We start from the raw sequence: 21,300 nt of genomic DNA, 5'->3' as shown, positions 1-21,300 counted from the left end.
CACGTAGAGGGGGTGGGCATTACGCCGTAACGGAAGCCGACTCTCGTGACCTGCGTCACATTGGCCTGACTCTGAAACTTTGGTTGAAAGTTTCGCCATCTACGCTTACAAAACTCCCCACCCTCAGCAGGCAACTGGAGCGTTCCGCCATGTCCGACGGTTCCCCTGCGGTGTCCGCACCGGCCTCCACCACCGCTACGGCCACGGCCACGGCGGCGTACGCCCGCATTTACGAAGAGCAGCAACCGCGTCTGGTCGCGTATGCCCGCTCGCTCACCAGGAACGCCTGGACCGCCGAAGACCTCGTCGCCGAGGCGCACTTCAAGGTGTGGCGGCGGCTGGCGGCGGGGCACGAGATCGAGAACGTACCGGCGTATCTGATGACGACGGTGCGGCACCTCGCGATCGCCGCCGGCAGCGCCGTACGCGAGACGCCGCAGGATCCGCACGGCGACGAGCGGGGTGAGACCGGCGGGTACGCGTATGGGAACGACCCTGCCGAGCAGGTGTCCTGCGTCGACCTGGTGGTGCGTGTGCTGGGGCAGTTGCCCGAGCGGTGGGTGAAGGCGCTGTGGCTGGCCGAGGCCGAGGGCCAGCCGCTTGCGGCGATCGGCCCGCAGCTCGGCACGAGGGACGGTGCGACGGCCGTGCTGCTGCACCGCGCCCGCGAGGGCATGCGGCAGGCGTTCCTGAAGACACAGACCGGGGCTCCGGACGATCCCGTCTGCCAGGTCCACTGGAGTCGTATGCCCGCGTACGTGCGCGGTGCGGCAACGGCGAAGCAGTCCGAGCGGCTGCTCGGGCATGTGGACGCGTGCGATGACTGCCGGGCGCGGCTCGCCGCCCTGATGAGTGCCAACGACCGGTTGCCCGCGCTCGTCGGTCCGGCGCTGCTCGTGTTCGTGGTGGGCGGTGGCGGCAAGTTCCTGCTCGCCTTCACGGCCGGTTCTGCCGGTGCCGCGTTCACGGCGGGCGGCGGCGGGCACGGTGGCGGGCTGCTGCACGCGGTGCGCCAGGCCGCGGTCGGCGGTTCGAAGACGCAGGCGGCGGCTGCGGGCGGCGCGGTTGCGGCAGGTATCGCCGCGGTCCTTCTGGTGCTCGGCTCGCTCGACTCCTCCACGGTTCCGGAGCAGCGGACACCGGTGGCCGAGGCGCCTGCCGTCAAGGTGCCGTTGGCGCAAAGGCCGGTGGCGCAGGTACCTGTAGCGAAGGTGCCGGTGGCTGCGGCGGTGGCTCCGCCGGCTGAGGGCCCGCGGGTCGGGCTGCCGGAGAGGGAGGGCACATCAGCCCGGGTGGATGGCGGGCACGGCGGTGAGCAGGTCCGGGTGACACCGGACGGGGAGACCGCGGGAGAGCAGACGGACGACACCCCGTCGCCGGCCGGCACCGTGCCGGAGAAGCCGACCGAGACCACGCCCAAGGGCACGGATCCGGCTCCCCCCGCGACGGGAAGGGAGCACGAAGAGCCGCAGGCTCCGGAAGCCCCGGCCCCGGCAGCTCCGCCGAAGCACACTCCGGCACCCCCGACACCCCCGGCACCCCCGGCACCCCCAGCACCCCCGGCACCCCCGACACCCCCAGCACCCCCAGCACCCCCGGCGGCGCCCCCCGCACCCCCCACCGACAACGCCCCCGAACCCACAGTCCCGGGCACCCCGGGCACCCCGAGCGCGCCGAGCTCCCCGACTCCCCCGCCCACGCCGCCCTCCGAGACCCCAACCCCCGCGGACCCCCAGCCTGTTGAGGACACTCCGCCTCTTGACGACGCTCCGCCTGTCGAGGACACCCCGCCCCTTGACGACGCTCCGCCTGTCGAGGACACCCCGCCTGTCGAGGGCACCCCGGACCCGTCGCCGAGCACGCCCCCCGGGTCCACGGACCAGTCCACCGGATCCGAACACCAACCCGTTCCCGAGCCGTCCGAGCCGTCCGAGCCGTCCGCGCCATCGCCCCCCGCACCCCCCGGGGACGGCTGCGCGGACGGGCACGGACAAGGGTTCGGCGCCGGACCGCACCACTGACCGCCGTCACACCTCCCGCAACACGCCCAACGCGAAGGCGAGTCGACGGTCCAGCCAGGCCGCTTGCGGGAGGTAGGTCGTGGCACCCTCCACACGACCGGCCGTCAGGGCCACGGGTTCCTCCTCGCCCTCCGCGCGCCAGGTGATCGGCTTGGCGGTGTAGGAACCGGCCCCTCCGCTGTCCTCGTCGGCACCGAAGCTGAGCAGCGAGTCGACGACACCTTCGGCGAGCTTTCCGGCCCCGCGGACCACGGTCTCCTTGCCCCGCTCCGCGACGTCCTTCGCGTTGCCCCGCGCCCAGTGGTAGCGGGCCACGATGTCGGCGTGGCCGGGCTGCTGGAGCCACCAGCTGTGCTGGATGGTGCGCTTGGGGGCCGGGGTCCGGTGAGCCAGGCCCAGTTCGATGCCCTGTCCGTCGGTCACCCGGTAGCGTGCGCCGCGCTTCTCCGGGGTGAGTGCGCACAGCAGGGACTCCGGCCGCGTGGCCTCGTACAGGGTGTACGACGGGATCTCGTCCTCGGTGGCGGAGACGAGCGCGACCGGGGCGAAGTACCGGACTCCTCCCTGTGCCGTGGCCATGCGCACGGCCCGCTGTCCGGTCAGCTTCTTACGGCGCAGCGTCGCCTGCCGCACCATGTCGGTGACCGCGAACCATCCCGCGCGTTCCCACGGCACCGGCTCGACGACCGGCTCCGCCTGTTTCCGTCCGAACACGCCTCAGCCGACCTGGTTCTCCGCCACGCCCTGCCCGTGCACGATCACGTCACCGCCGTAGAACATCCCCGTGAAGATCGGCGAGTACGTCAACTGCACATCGACCTGCACCTGTTGGGCGTTCGCCGCCACGCAGTGGGTCGCGGCGGTGTCCGCGCCGGACATGTCCATCTGGCGGGCGAAGGCCTTCACGCGGGCATCGCAGTTCTGGTAGTTGATCGGGGCGTCGCCGCCTCCGTTCTCGTACAGACCATTGATGTCGATGTCCTGGGCGGCGTAACGGGCGGCCTGCTCCGCGATGTCGGCCGCGCGCTCCCGCTTCGAGATGGACAGGCCGCCGTCGATGACGAAGGCCGAGAGGGAGAGGAAGACGAGCGCGAAGATGATGACCGCGCCGGCGCCCGATCCGCGGTCGTCGAGGTGGGCGCGGCGGGCGGACAGCCAGGTGCGCAGGGCGGCGGTCGCGGCCTTGGCGGGCCTGCTCGACTCGCCCATCCGGTTTTCCTGTTGCGCGCCCATCACGCCTTCCTCACGCCTTCCTCTTGTACGGGTCCAGCGGGGCGGTGAACGAGCCCGACATCCGGGTCTGGATGTCCAGGCCGAGCATGGCAAGCCCCCGTATCTCGCAGCTCACGTCGACGGTGAAGAGGTCGGCGTTCGCGAAGCCGAGGCTGGTTTTGGTCACCGTGACCGGGCCGGAGCAGACATCGGACAGGTCGGCCTCGGCGGCCTTGCGTGCCTCGGCCATGGCGTTGCCCTGGTCCCACTGGAGGGATCCGGAACGAGCCGCGTCCCGGGCCGCCCCGTCGATCGCTCCCCGTCCGTCCACCATCTGGCCGAAGGCCACCAGGACGAGGATGAAGAGGATCATCACCGGAGCGAGGATCACCACCTCGATCGCGGAGAGGCCACGGTCGTCCCGGGGCATACGGCTGTGGAGGAGATCCCTGAGGGCAGAGAGTGTCATTCCTAGTTCCCGTCGTCCCTTACGAACCTCTCCACCGGGCCTTCCGACTGCGCGTGCACCGTGAAGTCCAGCCCCGGGAACACCGTCGGCACCTTCGCCGTGATCTCCACGCCGACCGTGTTCTGCTCGGGCTGGAGCATCTTCACGTTCGGCGAGAGGACCAACTGCGGGCCCAGCTGGCTGATGTAGCTGTCCACCACGCTCTGCGCCTCGCCCCGCCACCCGCCCGGGGAATCGTGCGCGGTGGCGCGGGCCTTGCGAGCGCCGGCCTGGGCGGCCGCCTGGGCCACGTGGTCGGCGAAGAAGTACAGCGCGAACTGCACCGTAGCGAAGATCATGAAGAACAGGACCGGCGTGAGCAGCACGAACTCGATCGCGGTCATTCCGGAATCACCACGGGTGGCCGCGGCCCTGCGTGCGGTCCCCACCCTGCGGCGCATCCATCTGCCCACGTCTGCCGGCACCCCCGTCAACTTCTTAGGTACGTACGTGCGATCAGCAGGTGCCGGTCGCCTTGGCGCCGTCGATGCAGGTGCTGACCTTGGTGGCGCCCTTGCTCAACGCCGCGTTGATGATCGCGGCCACCACGCCGACGATCGCCACGACGACCGCGGAGATGATGACCCACTCGACGGCGGAGGCACCGCGGTCCAGTTCGCCGGAGCGGACGCGCTGCACGCGGCCCTGCAGGAAGGTGACCAGGAAGTCCACGGCCGGGATTCCGGTGTTGAAGTTCCGTCCCATCATGGTGAGTTGTCCTCTCAGAAGCAGTTCGCCGGTAGTCGTTCGTAGTCTTGGGTCGTCCGCGGTGCGTCATTGCACCTGGAACACCCGCATCGCCGCCGGATAGATCAGGAACACCAGGAAGCCCGCGCACAGCAGCAGCTGGGCCACGAGCATCGACTGCGACTTCTCGCCCGCGCTGCCCTCGATCTCGGCGAGTTCGCGGTGCCGCATGGTCTCGGCGCGGGAGGCGAGGGACTCACGTACCTTGGCGCCGTCGTCCGCGACCAGGGCGAGCGAGGCGGAGAGGTCCTTGAGCTCCTCCACGCCGATCTCCTCGCCGAGTTGCCCCAGTGCCTGCCACTGGCTGATACCGGTGATGCGGGCGTCGGCCAGCACGTTGCGGATGCGCTGGGTCGCCCAGCCGTCGGAGACCTCCGCCGCGGCCATGAGCGCCTCGGGAAGACCGCGGCCGCCGGCGAGGCTCATCGACACCAGGTCCAGGTAGGCACCGATCACGCGCCGCAGGTCACGCCGCTTCTCCGCCGCGTCCCGCCGGACCTCCAGATCGGGCAGGAAGAAGAAGACGAGGGCGAACGCCAGAGCCAGCCAGACCGGGATGGCCGGGCTGCTGCCGAAACCCAGCGTCCACACCACCGCGAACATGAACGGGCCGAAGAACAGCCCCGCCACGGCCAGCAGAACCTTCGTCGCCAGGAACTTCTCCCAGCTGCGCTCCAGCACCGACAGGTCGGCGCGCAGCGAGCGCTGTTCCCAGCCCTGCTGCAGGTAGAACTCGGCCACGCGCTGGCCGACTTCGGCCCGCAGCGCGCCGAGGCGGCCCTTGTCCGCAGTCGTCCGCGCGGACTCGTACGCAGCTCCCCTGGCCCGCATCGCGTCGATCCGCGCGACCTGCGAGACCGCGCTGCGCTTCGACGGCATGAGGGCGCGTACGAGAGCGTAGATGCCCAGGCCCAGGACCGCGCCGATGACGATCGGCATCGTCAGGTTCACCGTCGTACCCCCTCTTCGTGCTGGGCGTGCTGGGCGGGAGTGCGGGGTCGCACGAACTGGACCGACGACTCGTCCCGCACCAGGAACCGCTCCGGTGTCTCGATGGTCGACAGCTTGCGCAGCCACCAGAACCCGAGGGCGAAGAGGCCGCACACACCGGCGAGTACGAGCTGGCCGACGGCCGTCCCGTACGGCGCCACGAAGTCGCGGTTGAAGACGGACAGGCCGAGGACGAAGGCGATCGAGACCGCGATGACGATCTGCACCGAACGCCGCGTCGACGCCCGCTGCGCCATCACGCGCTGGCGCATGTCCACTTCCTCGCGCGCCGACTTGGCGAGCGCGCCCAGAACCTGGCGCAGACCCGGGCCGCGCAGGCGGGCGTTGAGGATGAGGGCGGCGACGATGATGTCGGCGGACGCGTCGTTGATCTCGTCGGCGAGCTGCTGGAGCGCGTCGGGGAGCGGGGTACGGGACCGGAGCCGGTCGACGAGCGCGTCCAGGTGAGGACGCAGGACGGGTGCGGACGCGCGGGCCGATGCCGGGATGGCCTGCTCCAGGCCCACCGCGCCGGCGATCGTGTCGCGCAGCGACTCCGTCCAGGAGGCGAGGGCCTCGACGCGGCGCATGCCGGCCTTCTCCTCCGCGGCGCCGCCGAAGAGGCGGTCCCAGAAGAAGACGAGGATGCCGGCCGCGATGCCGGCCACCGCCCAGCGGGTCAGCAGCAGTACGACGAGGCCGACGATGGCCGCCAGCGAGCCGCGCTGTCCGGCGAACCGGACCAGCTCGCTCGCCCGCTCGGCGGCCTTCTGCTTCTCGTGGTCGGGCTTCACGGGCAGTCCGCGTACGGCGACCATGAGCAGCGCGAGTCCGCCGCCGACGGCGACGCCGCTGCCGAGCGAGTACAGGACGGTCGTAGAGAACAGGCCGCCCATGGAACCGAGCGAACCGAGTGCGACAGGCATCATGTTCATCCCCACGTTCCGGTGGGCCGGTAGCCCTGCGCGATCAGGTCCTCCAGGCAGGCGAGGGGCGCGTGCGGTACGACCCGCCCGTCGGAGGTCTCCGCGAACACCTCGCTGGACAGCACCCGGCCGTCGACGCCGTTGACCTCGCGGACCGAGGTGACCATGCGCTGGAGGCGGCCGCCCGTCTGGAAGTTGTTGCGCCGCTGGATGAAGACGACGAAGTTCACCGCACCCGCGATCAGCATCTGGCTGGCCTCGATGGGCAGCCGCTCCCTGGCCTGCAGCGCGTACGTCGAAATACGGTTGAAGACCTCGCTGGAGCTGTTGGCGTGGATCGTGGACAGCGAGCCGTCGTTGCCCTGTGACATCGCGTTCAGCATGGTCACGATCTCGTCGCCGAGGACCTCACCGACGATGACGCGGGAGGGGTTCATACGGAGGGACCGGCGGACCAGCTCGGCCATCGAAATCATGCCCTGGCCCTCGGAGTTGGGCAGGCGCTCCTCGAAGGCGACGACGTTCGGGTGCAGGTCGGGGAAGGTGTCCAGGCCGAGTTCCAGCGCCCGCTCGACGGTGATGAGGCGCTCGTGCGGCGGGATTTCGTTGGCCAGGGCGCGCAGCAGCGTCGTCTTGCCGGCGTTGGTGGCGCCCGCGATCATGATGTTCTTGCGGGCGCGGACCGCGCAGGCCAGGAAGTGCGCGACCTCGGGGACGACGGTGCCGTTGCCGACCAGGTCGGAGATGAAGACCTTGCCCATGCGGGCGCGACGGATGGAGAGCGCCGGGCGCCGCGTCACGTCCATGACGGCCGACAGACGCGAACCGTCCGGCAGTCGGAGGTCGAGCTGCGGGTTGGCGGAGTCGAAGGGGCGGGAGGAGAGACCCGAGTAGGCACCCAACACCTGGATGAGCTCGATGAGCTCCTCGTCGGTCTCGGCGACGGGATCGCCCGTGACCTCCCGGCCGTCCGCGTACCCGACGAACACCTGGTCCGCCCCGTTGATGTCGATGTTCTCGACCTCGGGGTTGTCGAGCAGTGGCTGGAGCCGGCCGACGCCGAAGAGCGCCGCGTGCACGGCGGCCGCGTACTGCTCCTCGGTCTCCGCGTCGAGCGGCGTGCGCCCGGCGTTGATCTCCGTCCGGGCGTAGTCCTCCAGGATCTGGGCTATGACCGCGCGGGCGTACTGCCGCTCGTCCTCGGTGGACATCGGCGTGACGTTGTTCGTCTGGTCGAGACGACGCTGCTCCGCGATGCGGTCACCGGCGTCCTGGCGGAACCGCTTGACCAACTGGTGGTCGACAGCGGTCATGCCCCCGCCCCCGCATGGCCGTTGACATGGCCGTGCTGGGCCTGCGCCGAGACGGACCAGGCGGCGCCGTACTGCTGGTAGATGTCCGCGGTGACCTTGCGGGCCGAGCGGATGAGCAGGGACTTGTCGAGACGGCCGCGCTTGCGTCCGGCCAACTGGTCGGCGCCGGCCGGGTCGTCGGCGATCGTGCCGACGACACGGGCACCGGTCTGCGCGTGTACGAGCATGTCGTTGACCTGGCCGGCGAGCTTGGCGGCGTTGTTCGTGTCGGCGATGAGGATCACGCCGATCAGCGGAGTGGCGAGGCTCGCGGCGCCGCGCGGGCCGCCGTGCAGCTTGGTGGAGAGGGCGGCGGCGCGGTCGCGGACGCGTGCGATGGCCTCCGGCTCGGTGCGGCTGATCAGCAGCACCAGGGCGGCGTGCGAGAACAGGTCGACGGCGGGGGTGTCCCCGCTGATACGTCCGCAGTCGGCGATGACGTCGGCGGGCGCGTTCGGGGAGTCGGCGAGCGAGGCGAAGGCGTGCCCGAGGGTCGGCCAGAGACCGGCGAGACCGGCGGCGTGCTCGGAGCTTCCGAGCCCGACGAGGACTTCGAGGCCGCCGCTCAACGGCTGGACGTGGTCCCAGAGTTGGTCGGGGACCAGACCGCGGCGGGCCGTGGCCGCGATGGACAGCATGCCGGTGTTGGGGTTGAGCGGTCCGCCGTGCGCGGCGGCACTGCGGTACACCAGGTCGCCGCCCGCCGGGTCGGTCTCGGCGAGCAGGACGCGACGCGGCCAGACCGCCGCAAGGGCGACGGCCGCGGTGGTGACGCCGGGGGAACCCTTGTCGGCGGCGAGGGCGATGAGGGCCATGGGTGTGGAGCCGCCTTTAGTTGCCGTTGCCGGAGACGTGCACGATGGCGACCGCGCCGGCGGACGCGGCCCGGGCCACCGCGGCCGCGTCGCTCTGGGCGACGAGCAGCGTGAGCGAGAGGTTGCCGGTGCTCACGGTGGCGTCGCTGTCATCGGCCTTGGTGTTGACCTTCGCGTTGCCGACGAGGAGACCGCCGGACGACCCGGAGGAGGAACCGGTGCTGGGGCTGGTCTTGTCCGAACCGGAGCCGTTGGTGTCGACGTTGTAGACGGCAACGACGTCACCCGGCTTGATGTCGGCGGGGTACTGGCCCTCCTTGAGGGCCACACCGACAGCGGCCTTGCCTGCCGGGAGGCTGCTGCCCCCGGCGAACATCTGGCCCATCACGACCGTGTCCTTGTAGATCGTGGACCTGGCCTTGAGGGCCTTGAGGCTGCTCAGCTGTGACCACTTGACGTAGTTGATGCCGTCGTCGGCCGCGACCATGACGGAGGTCACGTCACTGTCGCTGACGGACTCACCGGCCTGGATCTCCTTCGTCACCTTGACGACCTCGACCCGGTCCCCGGCCCGCAGCACGAGCATCGTCGCCCCGAGCGCGCCCACCAGGATCAACAGCACCGCCAGTGCGGCCAACGCCGGTTTGCGCTCGCGAGGCGGGGTGGGAAGCCGGTCACCGACCGACGGCTGAGCCGGAGCGGCGGAACGTCCCGCGCCCGCCCCCGTACGCTCTTGGATCTTCACGCAACCGCTCCCCGTACAGCCAAGAAATTGTCTGCTACGTCTGCCAAGTTCTTTACAAATCCGGACACTTCACCCGAGGTCGCCCGTGCGGAGACGTCCGGGATCTGTCGGACGTACCACCCGACCTGGGCGATTAGCCATCGCTGGGGTGAGTGTCAAGCCATGGCACCGTATCAGCCGCACATAAGCCCCTCAAGGTGCGTCCTGCCCCATGGACCGCAGCGCGTCCACCGTTATTCATCTGCAACTTGAAGTGCAGCTTTCCCAGTTGCGGGCACCGCCTCCGAGGGTCGCGACCTGTGCGGAAGCGAATCCGTTGCCGCGCCGACATGTTGCCCGAACTGCGGCACCCCTCACACGGCGGCCATGATGCCTGCACGATTCACTCACGAAGGCGCGGAAGCGCCGTGCCATGATCATGGATCGCCACGGGCGGGCACACGCGCTGGGGGGCCCGCTTCTCCCCGGCTTCACCCGTAAGAGCCCATGCGCGCATCACCGAGGAGCCCCCCCCCCACATGAAGCGAGCCGCACTGGCCGCTGTGTCCGCGCGTGTCGCCGTCCTCGCCGAGCGGAGTATGCAGGGAGATGGGCTCGCGGCCCCGGAGAAGGTCATCGAGGTCCAGAAGTACGGCCGCTATTCCTGACCGCCATCTGCCGGCTCGGCAGCTTCGTCGGGGTAGGCGACGAAGGTGCCCTTCGCCGGGAGCGTGACTACGAGGCCGCGTTCGCGCAGTTCGCGGGTGGCGCGACGGGCAGTCAGATGCGCGACTCCGTACTCTCCTGCAAGGTCACGCTCCCCCGGCAGTCGGGCACCAGGCTGAAGCTCCCCTTTGGCGATCCGTTCGGCAATGTGGTCAGCCATCTGCATGTACACGTACGCGATCTTGCTCGGATCGATCGGCGACTGGCCTGACTCTGGCGTCATATCGAACAACGTACGACAGTGTTCAGTTCCACGGATGGGTGGAGTGCGGCTAACCGCTATACACCTCCCAGCATCACCCAGTAGCGTGCTAGCTCCAACAAGAGACCCCGGCGACGGAGGCAACCGTCCCGGGGCATGGCCAACGCTGTATTGGAGCGTCGACATGCTGGACCTTATCGTCCGCACCCTCACGCGGATGCTGACCCTCTGCACCCCACGCCCCCGCGGGCGACACCGCCTCGGAACGCTGCCGCCGCTACGGATCACCCCGCTCGCGCCCCCTCCCCTCTTCACCGAAATCCTCGACGGCAACGCATCCCGCCTCGTACGCCCCTACGTCCTGGACCCCACCGAACACCGCCGCCAACGCGAACGCCGCCGGGCAGCCTGCCTGGCAACGCTCGGAATCGACGCAGGCCCGAAACACATCCACGGCGTACGGGTACCGACAGAGGCCGCTCGATGACCCGCCCAGCGATGCGGATGTGCACCCGCTGCCAGCGCATCACGGACGAACCAGTCCTGGTCCACGAGGTCCACGCCGCCACGGGCCCCGGCTTCAACGTCTACGCATGCCCTCCGTGCGCCGTCCACTACCCGCCCCAACCGGACACACTCGAACTCCTGGAATCCGCCCACCGCCGCTCCCGCTCCCGCCTCACCATCCGCGTCTACCGGATCGACACAGCCGGCACCGTGACCGCCGACAGCGGAAGGGTCGAGATCCTGACCAGCGAACGGGCCGAACAGGTGCCGCGTACGTCGGCGTATCCGCCGTGCGCCTGCCCCAGGTGCAGCATGCCGCGATAGCGAACCGAAATCTCTAGGCAACTGCGGCTCCGGGCGCGTCACACCCAACGCGCCCGGAGCCGTCGCCCGTTGAGCACGATCGACACATATCCCACACCCCGGAGCGGGCCATTATGTTCACAATTGCCCAGGTTCGCAGGGAAGTTCGCCCTGGCGAAACCAGGAACCCCGCCGATACCGTTTGTGCTCTTGCCAAACTTCAGTCTCACGGGGAGTCCACAGTGAAGCGCCGCACATTGCCCGCCGCCGCGCTTGCCGCGACCGCAGCCCTGCTGCTGACGGCATGCGGGAGCGGGGACGACAAGTCCAGCAACAACGACAAGATCGCGGGAGCGGACGCGGGGAGCCCGACAGCAGCTTCGCCGAGTGCCTCGGCTTCCAGCGGCGCCGACCGTCCGCAGATCAAGTTGCCGCCGGATCTGTCGTACACCTTCGACTGGCCCACTACAGGCGACGCGGCCAAGGATGCCGTGTTGGCGGACGGTGAGCAGTCCATCAAAGCGGTCGACCTCGCCATCGCTAACCAGGACTCGCTGGACAAGGCCTACCGCTTCTACTACGAGGGGGAAGCCGCCGCACAGATCCAGCGATACGTTCAGGCGTACGTAAAGGCGGATGCACGCACGACAGGCCACTACCGCTACTACGACCCGGTGGTGAACGTCAGCGGCTCGAATCAGGCATCGCTGGTGTACTGCGAGGACCAGGGCAAGGCCTACGACCTCCACCTGAAGACCAAGAAGGTCGACAAGACGGCCGTCAGCAAGAACAGCTACGTGCTCTACAGCGCCCAGCTGCACAAAAGCGAAAAGAGTGTCTGGGCCGTCCAGAAGCTCATGTCCGTGAGGGGGAGTTCCAAGTGCCAGCCATGAGATCTGGCTCACGGTTGCTGATCGCGCTGGCGCTGGTCAGCTCAATCCTGGCAGGCGCGGGGCCTGCCGCGGCTGACACCGGGATTGGTGGAGGTTCGAAGACTCCGCCCGACCCAGGGCAGAAGACGTCGGGCGGTGCCGATGATGGCACGCTCAATGCGGGCGTCATCGTCTTCGACCGTTCCAAGAACGGCACCGGCGCCTCCGCCGGCCCCGTCACCTCCTCCACCTCCTGGACCCCACCAGCCTGCTGGTACGCCCCGAAGTACACGCCCGCACAGCTCAAGGCATACCTCGAACCGATCTGGAACGCCGAGTCGACCGGGTCTCAATGGGACCTGGAGCAACGCAACAAGTACGAGAAGGGCGGCGAAGCCCCCGACACGTACAAGGACTTCAACAAGGACAAGACTGGCAAGGGCTACTGGTGGGACTCGTACGTCAACGAGTCCTTCCCGCCCGGCTGGGACAAGTGCACCAAGCCCATCTTCTGGGTGGACAAGGGCGATCCGCCACCTGCCGACATCGACAACGCCGTGACCCCGAAGATCCTCGCCGAACTCGCGTACAACGAGATCCGCGTCCCCGGCACCAAGGTGACCCTCGCCCCGGCGGGCACGACCAAGGTCAACCTGCCGACCTGGGCCTGGCTGGACGGCGCCGCGTTCAAACCTGTCTCCGTCACCGCCTCCGTCCCGGTGCTCGGCATCTTCGCGACGACAACCGCCGAGCCGGTCTCCCTGAAGATCGAGCCGGGCACCACCGATGCCCAGACCTACCCGGCCTCCGGCGTCTGCCAGATCAACAACGGCCGGATCGGCGAGCCCTACGCCAAGGGCAAGGCACATGACACCCCGCCGTGCGGCGTGGAATACCTGCGCTCCTCCGGGGACGGCACCTACCCGCTCAAGGCCACCATCACCTGGAAGATCCACTGGACCGGCTCCGGCGGCGCGGGCGGCGACCTGCCCGACGGCACGTTCGGCGCCACCCAGGACGTCACCGTCCAGGAAATCCAGGCCGTCAACCGCTGATCAAACGCGCGCGAACCGCGGAGTCCGAGTCCACCGGCCGCCCGAAGGACCGGAATCCGCGGTGAGTGTCCTGCACCTCGAAGACACGAGGCGCCACCCGGTTACAGGAGTGAGAGACATAGCAACCGACGGCGACAAGCCAAAGGTGGACAACCCAGAGCGGGAAAGACTGCAGAAACTGAAGCAACAACTCGAGAAGGAGCGGGGCGACTTCGTCGACGCCTTCAAGAGGGCAGCTGGAGACATCGGCAAAGGGGGCCGGGACTCGTCGAAGTCCTGGGTCGGCAAGAATGCTGACAAGTGGCACAACGACGCAGTCGGCCACCGCAAGACGGTGCACACCCGGATCACCACGGTGCTCGGAGACATTCAGCGCGAAATCGACAGCATGCCGGAGAAGGTCACGCAGGAGGAAGCCAACTCCATGAACCGCAACAGACGTATGTACTGATCGCTCCAAGCGCAACAGCAGATCTGACAGCGACAGAGGGAAACGGGGAACGGGATGCGCCCGGACGACAGGGGAAGCAGCGGCGGAGTCTTCTCGGGGATAGACCCGGACAAGCTCAACGGCACGATCGACTCCGTACGGCGGGACCAGTCGACGCTTCAGGACCGGGCCTCCTACTACAAGACACAGCTCGCCTACTACGGCATCGGCACCAAGGAGTTCGCCGATGTCCTGCACGTGGCGTCCTGGGCGCAGGACGAACTGCCCATGTTGAAGCGCCGTTACCACCTGGCCATGAAAATGGACAACGACCCGTACCCCGGCGTCAAAGGCATGGTCCAGATCAACGAGGCCGCCGTGAGCCGGGCCGCCAACGCCGCGGCGGCCAAGGCCGCCAAGCGTGCCACCGAGCTTGCGAAGAAGGACCCCGAGGACCTGAGCCCTGAAGAGTTCGACGAGCTGAACGAACTCTTTGCCCAGAACTACGACGAATACCCCTTCGCCGAGAAGGTCGTAGGGGCTCTCGGAGCGAAGAAGACGCTGCAGCTCTGGGAGAAGATGAGCAACCTCGACAAGCCTGCCGGTTATGGCGAGACCTCCGACTTCGCTCGTGCCGACAAGCTCGACGATATGCAGAAGAACCTGAGCCTCACCGTGGCCGCTGCCACCAACTCCGACTCGCCGACCATGAAGAAGTGGAAGAAGGACATGGTCGCGATCGGTGATCAGCCGGTCGGTGAAAAGGGTGCTCCCCCCTACGGCGACTCGGGCGGCCCCGAAGGCTTCATCGTCATGAGCAACCTCATGCGCTACGGCGACTACGACGACAAGTTCCTTGAGGACTACGGAACGGCACTCGTCAAGGAAGACCGGCGCATCCTGGAGAATGCCGGCCAGCCCTACAGCTCAGGCTGGGGAACCACGAGCACGGTCAACCACCTGGGCAACGACGAGGGCAACGACCCGCTCACCGGCTACATGAAGGCCCTCGCCAACAGCCCCGACGCGGCGACCAACTTCTTCACCGCCAAGCAGAAGGGCGACGACGGCAAGGCGGAGACGAACTTCAAGTACCTCTTCGAAGAGCGCAAGTGGCCGGACGACAGCATGCCGGGCAAGGAGAGCGTGACTGGCCTCAACTCGATGGGCCACGCCCTGGAGGCGGCCACCACCGGGCACCGGCCCGGCGAGCAGGCCACCGCGGAAGACATCAAGCACTCGAAGGAACAGGCCGGCCTGTTCAGTGCCCTCGTGAAGTCGGTGTCCGAGGACCAGGACCGTCTGCGGGATCACGCGTTCCTGTCGGACAGTTTCGCGAACATCTCGGCCGAGTACATGCCCGATCTGCACCGCGGCCTGGATGCAGACATCATGTTCGGAGACAAGCTCTATCCGACGCCTGGCGCCGCAGCCAAGATAGATCCGTCAGATGCCGTGCGATTCCTGCATGCGGTCTCTCGCAACGAGGAGGGGTATGAGCGACTCGTCGTCTCGCAACACGTATACGCTGCCGCGTTGATGGAAGCGCAGGCAAAGCATCCCGATGCGTACCCACAGCCGAACGATGCCACCATCGATAAAATATCCTATGAAACTGGCCTATTCCAGGGTGTCATCGGAGAGGGTCAACATTTCCAGGCCGACAAGAATGACGCCGATAAGGACGCACGAGACGGTGCCTGGAAAGAACATGCGAGCCTGTGGGGCGGCTCCTTGGTGGGCAGCGCAACGTCCATCGCGATGGCTCCGTTCACCGGCCCAGCGGGGGTCTATGCCGGGGGCTTGGCTGGCACGGCCGCGGGCGAGATCTTCAATGGAATTCTCGACGGTTTCGACGGCGACGGTTCCGAAGAGAAACAGCAGGTCTACCAGAACGTAAAGAGCGCGGATCAGAACGAACACTCTGCGATCCTGACGACCCAAAAGTCCGTCAAGGCCGCCACCGGCGACGATGCGGCCGCGTCCAGGGCCGGCGACCAGGCAGGCAGGGGCTTCGCCGACGCTGTTTCCTTGATCAACAAAAGCAAAGCTGGCGAGTAGTGGTCCGGTTCGGAAGTGAATGGGTGATCGATCTTGTCTGACCTGAGGAACCGTAAATATATACGAAACCCCTTCATCTACGGCGCGGCGATTGCTTGTGCTGCCATCGCACTGTTCGTCGCTTACCTCCTTGGGGCCTTCGAAAAACGCGAAGACATCAAAGCTGACAACGTCTGCCGCAATGTGCCCGATCGACCAGAGGCTGCCAAAACCCTCAATTCCGTACTGCCCGGGTCCCCCAAGTACCACTTCGTCGAGACATGGAGACCAGACGCTGACTGGGGCTTCAGGAGCGTGTGCGGAGTTGAAGATGATGACAACAAGGCACTCTTCTACCTGGACGCCAAGGCAGGTCCCGCCACCCCTTGGCCGCAGTGGGCCAAGACGCATATCCCACCGAACGATGGCGGCAAGATCAGCTACTTCAACGCAGGCCTCAAGGGAATCTCCAATTCCGAGGTTGCCGCGATCTGGGTCCCCTGCTACGACCATGAGAAGACAAGCAATGCACGCTACAACATGACCGTTTTCGCCGACGCCCTGAAACCACTCGAAGCCTCGGACAAGGAAGCACGTCAGACTCTCATCGACCTGGCAACGTCCTTCGCCCGCCAGGCCCACAAGGATGCAAAGTGCGACCTCCCCTCCAAGCTCCCGAGCTGAGGACTGGATCGCCCCCCTCACAACCGGGACGTGAGTAACGTCTTTTGATGCAGGCCCGCCCGAAGCACATCCACGGCGTGCGGGCACCGGCGGGGATCCGCCCGATGACACACCTCGCCCTACGGATGTGCGCCCGCTATCAGCGCATCACGGATAAACCGGCCTCCGTCCAAGAGTCCCAGGCGCCGATGGTCGCACCGTGGCCACCGACAGAGGAAGGGGCGAGATCCTGACCAGCGGACGGGCCGAATCGGTGCCGCATACGTCGGCGTAACCGCCGTGCGCCTGCCCGAGGTGCAGCATGCCGCGATAGCGAACCGAAATTCCCAGCACCAACGGCTCCGAGCGCGTCACACCCAACGCGTCAGGAGCCGCCTCCCGTTGAGCACGATCGCCACACACCCCACACCCCGCAGCAGCCCGCTGCGTCCATAATTGCCCCGGTTCGCAGGGAAGTTCGCGCTGGCGAAACCAGGAACCCCGCCGATACCGTTTGTGCTCTTGCCAAACTTCAGTCTCACGGGGAGTCCACAGTGAAGCGCCGCACATTGCCCGCCGCCGCCGCGCTTGCCGCGACCGCAGCCCTGCTGCTGACGGCATGCGGGAGCGGGGACGACAAGTCCACCAACAGCGACAAGATCGCGGGCGCCGACCAGGGCTCGCAGACGCCGAAGGAGTCGGCAAAATCGTCGGGGGCGCCGACGGAGGACAAGCCGGACGGCGTGGACGTATCCCTGCCCAAGGACATAAACCTGGTCTTCAACTGGGACAAGCCTAAGGACAAGAACGAGTCGGCGGCGATGGACGACGCCGCCAACTACATCCGCGCTATCTACCACGGCGTCGACAAGCGCACATCCAAGGTCGCGGCCGTGACCGCCTACTCCACAGGCGATGGGCTGACCTACGCGCAGACGCAAATCGGCGACAGAGTCAAGGGCGGTTGGACAGCGACCGGCACTCGACGCCATTACGACGTCACCACGCGGTCGGCCTCGAACGGCCAGTCGGTGGAGGTTGCGTTCTGTGTGGACTCCAGCAAGTTCTACGGCAAGGAGGTCAAGACCGGGAAAGTCCTGAGGAGCGAGCCCAGCATCGCGGACTACGACTACTTCAAGATTGTCATGGTCAAGTACCCCACGGATGAGAATCTGTGGCAGGCGTCGAAGGTGTACGTCGAGGCGAAGGCGGCGCAGTGCCAGTGAGCAGGTCAAGGCGCACGACTCTCACTACCAGCATCGCGACCCTGACGCTGGCCTTCAGCATCATGGCCCTCGCGGAACCGGCCCACGCGGCAGAGCCGTCGAGCAACACCCACGGCACCAGCACGAAGGAAAGGGGCGGGGGCGATAAAAAGGGCATCTTCGCTGCCGCTCGCATCCAGTACTCCGGCTCCGTCGCCAAGAACGGCGGCACCGGCAACATGGCATCCTCCGACGTCAACTGGACGCCACCGCCCTGCTGGTACGCCCCGTACCTCGGCGCCAAGGACTTCAAGAAGAAGATGTCCAAGAACATCGAGAGCCAAATGAACACGCCCGGTATGGGCGGCACAGCAGGCGCGGCGCTCGGCGAACTACAGCGCCACTACGAGGACGACTACGGCTGGACCGACACCCCTGGCTACAAGGACTACAACGTCGAGAAGGACGGCAAGGGGATGTTCTGGGCCTCCGTCGAAAACCCCAACGAGCCCGACATTCTGAAGCGGAGCTCGTGCAACGACATCCCCTTCTGGGTCGACAACGGCGAACCCCCGCCACCCCGGTACGAAGAGGCGATCACCCCGAAGATCCTCGCTGCGCTCGCCTACCAGCACATCGAACTGCCCGACACCAAAGTCACCCTCGCTCCTCAGGCCGTCACCAAGGTGAATCTGCCGACCTGGGCGTGGCTCGACAAGGCCGTCTTCGACGAGGTCACGGCCACGGCCGCCATCAACGTCCCCGGCTTCAACATCCAGGCCACGACCACCGCCAAGCCGGTGTCCCTCAAGCTGGAGCCGGGCACGAGCGACGCCGAGACCTACCCGGCCTCCGGCGAATGCACCATCAACGCCGACGGCTCCATCGGCGAGCCCTACGCCAAGGGCAAAGCCCACCAGACCCCACCGTGCGGCCTCAAGTACCTGCGCTCCTCCGGCGACGGCACGTTCAAGCTCAAGGCGACCATCACCTGGCAGGTCAACTGGACCGGAACCGGCGGCGCGGGTGGCGACCTGCCGGACGGCAATTTCGGCACCACCCAGGACATCACCGTCCAGGAAATCCAAGCCGTCAACCGTTAATCAACTTGGGCGGCTTGCGGACTCCGAGTCCGCGGGCCGCCCTTGCTGGCGTGTGCGTTCCCCTCTGCCCCAGGCAGAGCAGGTACCGAGCAGTGGTGCCGTGCGGCGGAGCGTTCGGCGAAGAGCTTCGGGCCTTCCAGTTCGCGGGCCGTGAGCGGCTGAGAATCGAAGCGCCGGTCGGAGCCAACCAGGACCTGAGGGGCCAACACTGACAACGCCCAGCAGAGTGAGGGTGCCTGTGTCGACTCTGCGCCCCTGTCGCAATCAGCGAACTGACTGACCGGAGAAGAAGATGCACAGGCGGGTGTCTGCTGGGGCAATAGTGATTGCCGTGATCGCGTTGAGTGTGGCGGGATGCCGGTTCTCGGCGGGCAAGAGTCCTGTCTCGGCGGAACGCAATACCGCACGGTTACCGTGCACACCTACCTGAACTGCCTCGGACCGAACTACAGCGCCTGCCCCAAGTCATCGTTCAGGCTGCAGTGGTTTACCGGAGGCCGTTGGCGGGCCGTCCGCGCCTATCTATCGCCAAACAAGCCCGGCGTCGATGTCGACAAGACCACCGTGCTGACCCGGGTGTCCGTGCCCGTCGGCACTTCCCGCCAGTTCCGGCTCAGAATCGCCGCGACCACCACGGCACCCCCCGGCAGTACTGTTGACCTTAATGTCGACGCGGACTCCGGAGCGCAAGGCCCTGGCCCGTGGGCCTCCACAGGCACGTCAGCCCAGTTCACCATCCGCTGAGAGATGAACTTCCATTCGGTTCCGCATCCCGAGGGTGCGCACCTCACCGGAGGCGAAACCTCCTTCAGATTCGTCGCCACCGCCAAGGCTCGCGCACTGAGCCGACACGTCCGCAAGCCCCCACGATCGCGCCCAACCCATGTGGCGACCATGTGACGGTCTAGGGAGATTCCAGTCGCGAATCGCGAGGTCTCCGCCCCCCTCGTATGCTTCACCACCGACGTCGTAGATCAAGTCATCGATCAATACACGACGCAGCAGCAGTCAACGGGGAGAGGACCGCGCATGGCGGCCAAGGACGGCGAGGACGCCGCCGAACTGAAGAGGCGGGCGGAGAATCTGCGCGGGTGTGCTCGGGAGGCCCGGTCGATAGCCCGGCGGCTCGGGCCGTATCTCGACGACGCGGTGAAGAAGGCCACTCCTCGTACCGACGCCTTCCGCACCGGTGTTGACGAGGGCGCGATCTGGCAGGGGCCCTTCGCCGACGAGTGCACGGCGAAGCTGCAGAAGCAGCAGAACTCGCTGAGCAGTATGGCGAGTTCGCTGCTCGTCGATGCCACGCGGTGGGAGAGCCAGGCCGACGAGCTGGACCGGCAGGCCAAGGAGAAGGACAAGGCCAAGGCCGGAACGGGCGGCCACTGATGGTCTTCAGGGGCTTCGACGCCGCCAAGCTCACGGCGCTCGCAGGCGACCTCGACACGCTCGCCGGGCAATCCGGGCGACTGCACACCCAGCTCGCCTCCGTCCTGACCAGCGCCCAGCAGAACCTTCCGGCCGGGCAGAACGCCTCGCGCGATCCCGATCTCCAGGATCTCGTCGGTGACGTGATCCCGATGCCGTCGTTCTTCGGAGGCCGGCGGCGTCTGCCCGGTTCCCTCGGCGGGGAGCTGGGCGACATGCAGTCGTCGATGAAGCGTCGTATCAAGCAGTTGGAAGGGGCGCAGGAGCTGGCGGATCGGGGCTATCCCGTCAGCGACAGCAGCATCTTCCTCGACGAGAAGCCGGCCGATGGGAAGAAGGTCGACGATGCCTTGCGTCACCTTCAGGAGCTGCAGGGCAAGGACTTCGGGACCAACGGCAACCGTGACGACCTGGAGAAGGTATCCGGTGAGCTCGACGGGCTGACGGCCGCCGAGATGGACGCACTCGTGTCGAAGGCCTCCCCCAAGGATCTCGCGTTCTACAACCAGCTCGTCAGCTGCACCGACGACTCCGGCTGGAATCCGTTCGACGAGAACGGTCTGCCCGAGGACAAGCGCCGGGCGACGCTGGGCGGGATGCTGTCCAAGATCAGCCCGGAGAACTTCGGCAAGTTCCAGGCCGCCTTCCCCGGCATGCAGCCGGACGTCACGAACACCGGCGCCTGGGAGAAGGGCGGCAACGACCAGAACGGCCAGACCAACGACGGCATCCACTGGGAGACGCCCACCGACCCGCTGTTCGTCGACGGCGTCTCGGCCGATGACGTCAACCAGCGGCAGTTCGGCGACTGCTGGTACGTCGCCTCGTTGGCCGGCTTGGCGCAGAAGGACCCCAAGTTCCTCCAGGAAGGCATCAAGCAGAACCCGAACGGCACGGTCAGCGTCCGGGTCTGGGACAAGGACGGCAACTATCAGTGGGTCACCATGACCCCTGATCTGCCGACCGACAAGAACGGCTCCCCCATCACCACGTACGGCAGTGGCGAGTCCTGGCCGGCGTACTACGAGAAGGCCTTCGCGATCGCCTACTCGGACGACGGTGACGGCGAGCGCGGCTACGGCGGTGTCGAGGGCGACGACCCCAAGAAGTCCGCGCCGTATCTGACCGGCAAGGAGGGCGAGGACCTCACCACCGGCGGCTTCCTGGGCATCGGCGAGCACGAGGACAAGAGCCTGGACGGGCTGAAGAAGGCCTTCGACTCCGGCAAGGTCGTCACCGTCTCCACGCCGGCCGACGAGAAGCTGGACAAGGACCACCCCAAGGAGTGGGGCAACACCTACTGCACCAACCACGCGTACTACGTGCGCGGCTTCACCGCAGACGGCAAGGTCATCCTCGGCAACCCCTGGGGGACGTCGGGATACCCACCGATTACGGTGTCGCAGGAGCAGTTCAACAAGTACTTCGGGGGAGCCGAGGCATTCGATGTCCCCTGATGTCCGACACGTTCCCC

The 21,300-nt window shown here is 67.2% G+C and carries 25 protein-coding genes; 14 read left to right on the top strand and 11 right to left on the bottom strand.

The genetic code is table 11. The features are described 5' to 3' along the window. Window positions 1-149: 149 nt before the first annotated feature. Window positions 150-2,021, top strand: coding sequence for a sigma-70 family RNA polymerase sigma factor (locus OG870_RS27275; RefSeq protein ID WP_327691605.1), 1,872 nt, complete (start codon window positions 150-152; stop codon window positions 2,019-2,021). Window positions 2,022-2,027: 6 nt separating this feature from the next. Here the strand turns inward: OG870_RS27275 and OG870_RS27270 are convergent, their stop codons facing one another. The 10 genes from OG870_RS27270 to OG870_RS27225 form a co-directional block, all read right to left on the bottom strand. Beyond that, complete coding sequence (locus OG870_RS27270; RefSeq protein WP_327691603.1) at window positions 2,028-2,735, bottom strand: hypothetical protein; 708 nt, start codon at window positions 2,733-2,735, stop codon at window positions 2,028-2,030. A gap of 3 nt (window positions 2,736-2,738) precedes the next feature. Beyond that, window positions 2,739-3,230, bottom strand: a complete 492-nt coding sequence (locus tag OG870_RS27265) for a pilus assembly protein TadG-related protein (RefSeq protein ID WP_266520549.1) — start codon at window positions 3,228-3,230, stop codon at window positions 2,739-2,741. A gap of 34 nt (window positions 3,231-3,264) precedes the next feature. Further along, window positions 3,265-3,702: a TadE/TadG family type IV pilus assembly protein gene (locus tag OG870_RS27260; protein WP_266589270.1), complete on the bottom strand. Its 438-nt coding sequence runs from the start codon at window positions 3,700-3,702 to the stop codon at window positions 3,265-3,267. A 2-nt stretch (window positions 3,703-3,704) separates the two neighbouring features. Further along, complete coding sequence (locus OG870_RS27255) at window positions 3,705-4,142, bottom strand: TadE/TadG family type IV pilus assembly protein (protein ID WP_266520544.1); 438 nt, start codon at window positions 4,140-4,142, stop codon at window positions 3,705-3,707. A 55-nt stretch (window positions 4,143-4,197) separates the two neighbouring features. Then, a complete protein-coding gene (locus tag OG870_RS27250; RefSeq protein WP_266519392.1) occupies window positions 4,198-4,449 on the bottom strand; it encodes a hypothetical protein in 252 nt (83 codons plus the stop codon). A 66-nt stretch (window positions 4,450-4,515) separates the two neighbouring features. Then, entirely contained in the window at window positions 4,516-5,439 is a 924-nt protein-coding gene (locus tag OG870_RS27245; protein WP_266519391.1) for a type II secretion system F family protein, read from the bottom strand. Further along, complete coding sequence (locus tag OG870_RS27240) at window positions 5,436-6,407, bottom strand: type II secretion system F family protein (RefSeq protein WP_266519389.1); 972 nt, start codon at window positions 6,405-6,407, stop codon at window positions 5,436-5,438. The genes OG870_RS27245 and OG870_RS27240 overlap by 4 nt, the downstream gene beginning before the upstream one ends. 2 nt (window positions 6,408-6,409) lie before the next feature. Further along, window positions 6,410-7,717, bottom strand: a complete 1,308-nt coding sequence (locus tag OG870_RS27235; protein WP_266519387.1) for a CpaF family protein — start codon at window positions 7,715-7,717, stop codon at window positions 6,410-6,412. Continuing rightward, window positions 7,714-8,571 carry a hypothetical protein gene (locus tag OG870_RS27230; RefSeq protein WP_266519385.1) on the bottom strand — a complete coding sequence of 286 codons (858 nt, stop codon included), beginning with the start codon at window positions 8,569-8,571 and terminating at the stop codon, window positions 7,714-7,716. Before OG870_RS27230 ends, OG870_RS27235 begins: the two co-directional genes overlap by 4 nt. 16 nt (window positions 8,572-8,587) lie before the next feature. Next, window positions 8,588-9,316 carry a hypothetical protein gene (locus OG870_RS27225; RefSeq protein WP_266519383.1) on the bottom strand — a complete coding sequence of 243 codons (729 nt, stop codon included), beginning with the start codon at window positions 9,314-9,316 and terminating at the stop codon, window positions 8,588-8,590. A gap of 518 nt (window positions 9,317-9,834) precedes the next feature. Here OG870_RS27225 and OG870_RS27220 point away from each other — a divergent pair. Next, on the top strand, window positions 9,835-9,963 hold the full coding sequence (locus tag OG870_RS27220; protein WP_266844527.1) for a hypothetical protein: 129 nt from the start codon (window positions 9,835-9,837) through the stop codon (window positions 9,961-9,963). Here the strand turns inward: OG870_RS27220 and OG870_RS27215 are convergent. Next, window positions 9,954-10,244 (bottom strand): GntR family transcriptional regulator, encoded by a 291-nt coding sequence (locus OG870_RS27215; RefSeq protein WP_266519374.1) that lies wholly within the window; start codon window positions 10,242-10,244, stop codon window positions 9,954-9,956. The genes OG870_RS27220 and OG870_RS27215 overlap by 10 nt on opposite strands. A 163-nt stretch (window positions 10,245-10,407) precedes the next feature. Between OG870_RS27215 and OG870_RS27210 the strand changes: the two genes are divergently transcribed. The 12 genes from OG870_RS27210 (at window position 10,408) to OG870_RS27155 (ending at window position 21,283) form a co-directional block, all read left to right on the top strand. Further along, complete coding sequence (locus tag OG870_RS27210; protein ID WP_266844531.1) at window positions 10,408-10,710, top strand: hypothetical protein; 303 nt, start codon at window positions 10,408-10,410, stop codon at window positions 10,708-10,710. Beyond that, window positions 10,707-11,054 (top strand): hypothetical protein, encoded by a 348-nt coding sequence (locus tag OG870_RS27205; protein ID WP_266844533.1) that lies wholly within the window; start codon window positions 10,707-10,709, stop codon window positions 11,052-11,054. The genes OG870_RS27210 and OG870_RS27205 overlap by 4 nt, the downstream gene beginning before the upstream one ends. A 221-nt stretch (window positions 11,055-11,275) precedes the next feature. Continuing rightward, window positions 11,276-11,926, top strand: coding sequence for a hypothetical protein (locus OG870_RS27200; RefSeq protein ID WP_266519369.1), 651 nt, complete (start codon window positions 11,276-11,278; stop codon window positions 11,924-11,926). After that, window positions 11,923-12,960 carry a hypothetical protein gene (locus OG870_RS27195; protein WP_266844536.1) on the top strand — a complete coding sequence of 346 codons (1,038 nt, stop codon included), beginning with the start codon at window positions 11,923-11,925 and terminating at the stop codon, window positions 12,958-12,960. Before OG870_RS27200 ends, OG870_RS27195 begins: the two co-directional genes overlap by 4 nt. Window positions 12,961-13,021: 61 nt before the next feature. Beyond that, the gene (locus OG870_RS27190; RefSeq protein ID WP_266844538.1) at window positions 13,022-13,411 is read left to right on the top strand and encodes a hypothetical protein; all 390 of its coding nucleotides are present in this window, start codon (window positions 13,022-13,024) and stop codon (window positions 13,409-13,411) included. A 54-nt stretch (window positions 13,412-13,465) separates the two neighbouring features. Beyond that, a complete protein-coding gene (locus OG870_RS27185) occupies window positions 13,466-15,451 on the top strand; it encodes a DUF6571 family protein (protein ID WP_266844540.1) in 1,986 nt (661 codons plus the stop codon). Window positions 15,452-15,484: 33 nt separating this feature from the next. Then, a complete protein-coding gene (locus tag OG870_RS27180; RefSeq protein ID WP_266844542.1) occupies window positions 15,485-16,114 on the top strand; it encodes a hypothetical protein in 630 nt (209 codons plus the stop codon). Between the two features lie 533 nt (window positions 16,115-16,647). After that, a complete protein-coding gene (locus OG870_RS27175; protein ID WP_266844544.1) occupies window positions 16,648-17,319 on the top strand; it encodes a hypothetical protein in 672 nt (223 codons plus the stop codon). Then, complete coding sequence (locus OG870_RS27170; protein ID WP_405624671.1) at window positions 17,310-18,401, top strand: hypothetical protein; 1,092 nt, start codon at window positions 17,310-17,312, stop codon at window positions 18,399-18,401. Before OG870_RS27175 ends, OG870_RS27170 begins: the two co-directional genes overlap by 10 nt. Before the next feature lie 354 nt (window positions 18,402-18,755). After that, on the top strand, window positions 18,756-19,145 hold the full coding sequence (locus OG870_RS27165; RefSeq protein ID WP_266844548.1) for a hypothetical protein: 390 nt from the start codon (window positions 18,756-18,758) through the stop codon (window positions 19,143-19,145). 285 nt (window positions 19,146-19,430) lie between these two features. Continuing rightward, window positions 19,431-19,787 carry a hypothetical protein gene (locus OG870_RS27160; protein ID WP_266519351.1) on the top strand — a complete coding sequence of 119 codons (357 nt, stop codon included), beginning with the start codon at window positions 19,431-19,433 and terminating at the stop codon, window positions 19,785-19,787. Further along, a complete protein-coding gene (locus OG870_RS27155) occupies window positions 19,787-21,283 on the top strand; it encodes a C2 family cysteine protease (RefSeq protein WP_266519349.1) in 1,497 nt (498 codons plus the stop codon). The genes OG870_RS27160 and OG870_RS27155 overlap by 1 nt, the downstream gene beginning before the upstream one ends. Window positions 21,284-21,300 lie beyond the last annotated feature (17 nt).

It is taken from the genome of Streptomyces sp. NBC_00461 (assembly GCF_036013935.1).
Lineage (GTDB): Bacteria > Actinomycetota > Actinomycetes > Streptomycetales > Streptomycetaceae > Streptomyces.
Note: the sequence above shows the minus strand (reverse complement) of the source record. Positions and strands in the feature narration are given on the sequence as shown.

Excerpts from the sequence above, each read along its gene's own strand:
- OG870_RS27260 (WP_266589270.1), bottom strand. The coding sequence starts at position 3,702 with ATGACACTCTCTGCCCTCAGGGATCTCCTCCACAGCCGTATGCCCCGG.
- OG870_RS27185 (WP_266844540.1), top strand. The coding sequence starts at position 13,466 with ATGCGCCCGGACGACAGGGGAAGCAGCGGCGGAGTCTTCTCGGGGATA.
- OG870_RS27210 (WP_266844531.1), top strand. The coding sequence starts at position 10,408 with ATGCTGGACCTTATCGTCCGCACCCTCACGCGGATGCTGACCCTCTGC.
- OG870_RS27275 (WP_327691605.1), top strand. The coding sequence starts at position 150 with ATGTCCGACGGTTCCCCTGCGGTGTCCGCACCGGCCTCCACCACCGCT.
- OG870_RS27255 (WP_266520544.1), bottom strand. The coding sequence starts at position 4,142 with ATGCGCCGCAGGGTGGGGACCGCACGCAGGGCCGCGGCCACCCGTGGT.
- OG870_RS27265 (WP_266520549.1), bottom strand. The coding sequence starts at position 3,230 with ATGGGCGAGTCGAGCAGGCCCGCCAAGGCCGCGACCGCCGCCCTGCGC.
- OG870_RS27240 (WP_266519389.1), bottom strand. The coding sequence starts at position 6,407 with ATGATGCCTGTCGCACTCGGTTCGCTCGGTTCCATGGGCGGCCTGTTC.
- OG870_RS27160 (WP_266519351.1), top strand. The coding sequence starts at position 19,431 with ATGGCGGCCAAGGACGGCGAGGACGCCGCCGAACTGAAGAGGCGGGCG.
- OG870_RS27155 (WP_266519349.1), top strand. The coding sequence starts at position 19,787 with ATGGTCTTCAGGGGCTTCGACGCCGCCAAGCTCACGGCGCTCGCAGGC.
- OG870_RS27165 (WP_266844548.1), top strand. The coding sequence starts at position 18,756 with ATGCCGGTTCTCGGCGGGCAAGAGTCCTGTCTCGGCGGAACGCAATAC.
- OG870_RS27250 (WP_266519392.1), bottom strand. The coding sequence starts at position 4,449 with ATGATGGGACGGAACTTCAACACCGGAATCCCGGCCGTGGACTTCCTG.
- OG870_RS27205 (WP_266844533.1), top strand. The coding sequence starts at position 10,707 with ATGACCCGCCCAGCGATGCGGATGTGCACCCGCTGCCAGCGCATCACG.
- OG870_RS27230 (WP_266519385.1), bottom strand. The coding sequence starts at position 8,571 with ATGGCCCTCATCGCCCTCGCCGCCGACAAGGGTTCCCCCGGCGTCACC.
- OG870_RS27195 (WP_266844536.1), top strand. The coding sequence starts at position 11,923 with ATGAGATCTGGCTCACGGTTGCTGATCGCGCTGGCGCTGGTCAGCTCA.
- OG870_RS27215 (WP_266519374.1), bottom strand. The coding sequence starts at position 10,244 with ATGACGCCAGAGTCAGGCCAGTCGCCGATCGATCCGAGCAAGATCGCG.
- OG870_RS27220 (WP_266844527.1), top strand. The coding sequence starts at position 9,835 with ATGAAGCGAGCCGCACTGGCCGCTGTGTCCGCGCGTGTCGCCGTCCTC.
- OG870_RS27235 (WP_266519387.1), bottom strand. The coding sequence starts at position 7,717 with ATGACCGCTGTCGACCACCAGTTGGTCAAGCGGTTCCGCCAGGACGCC.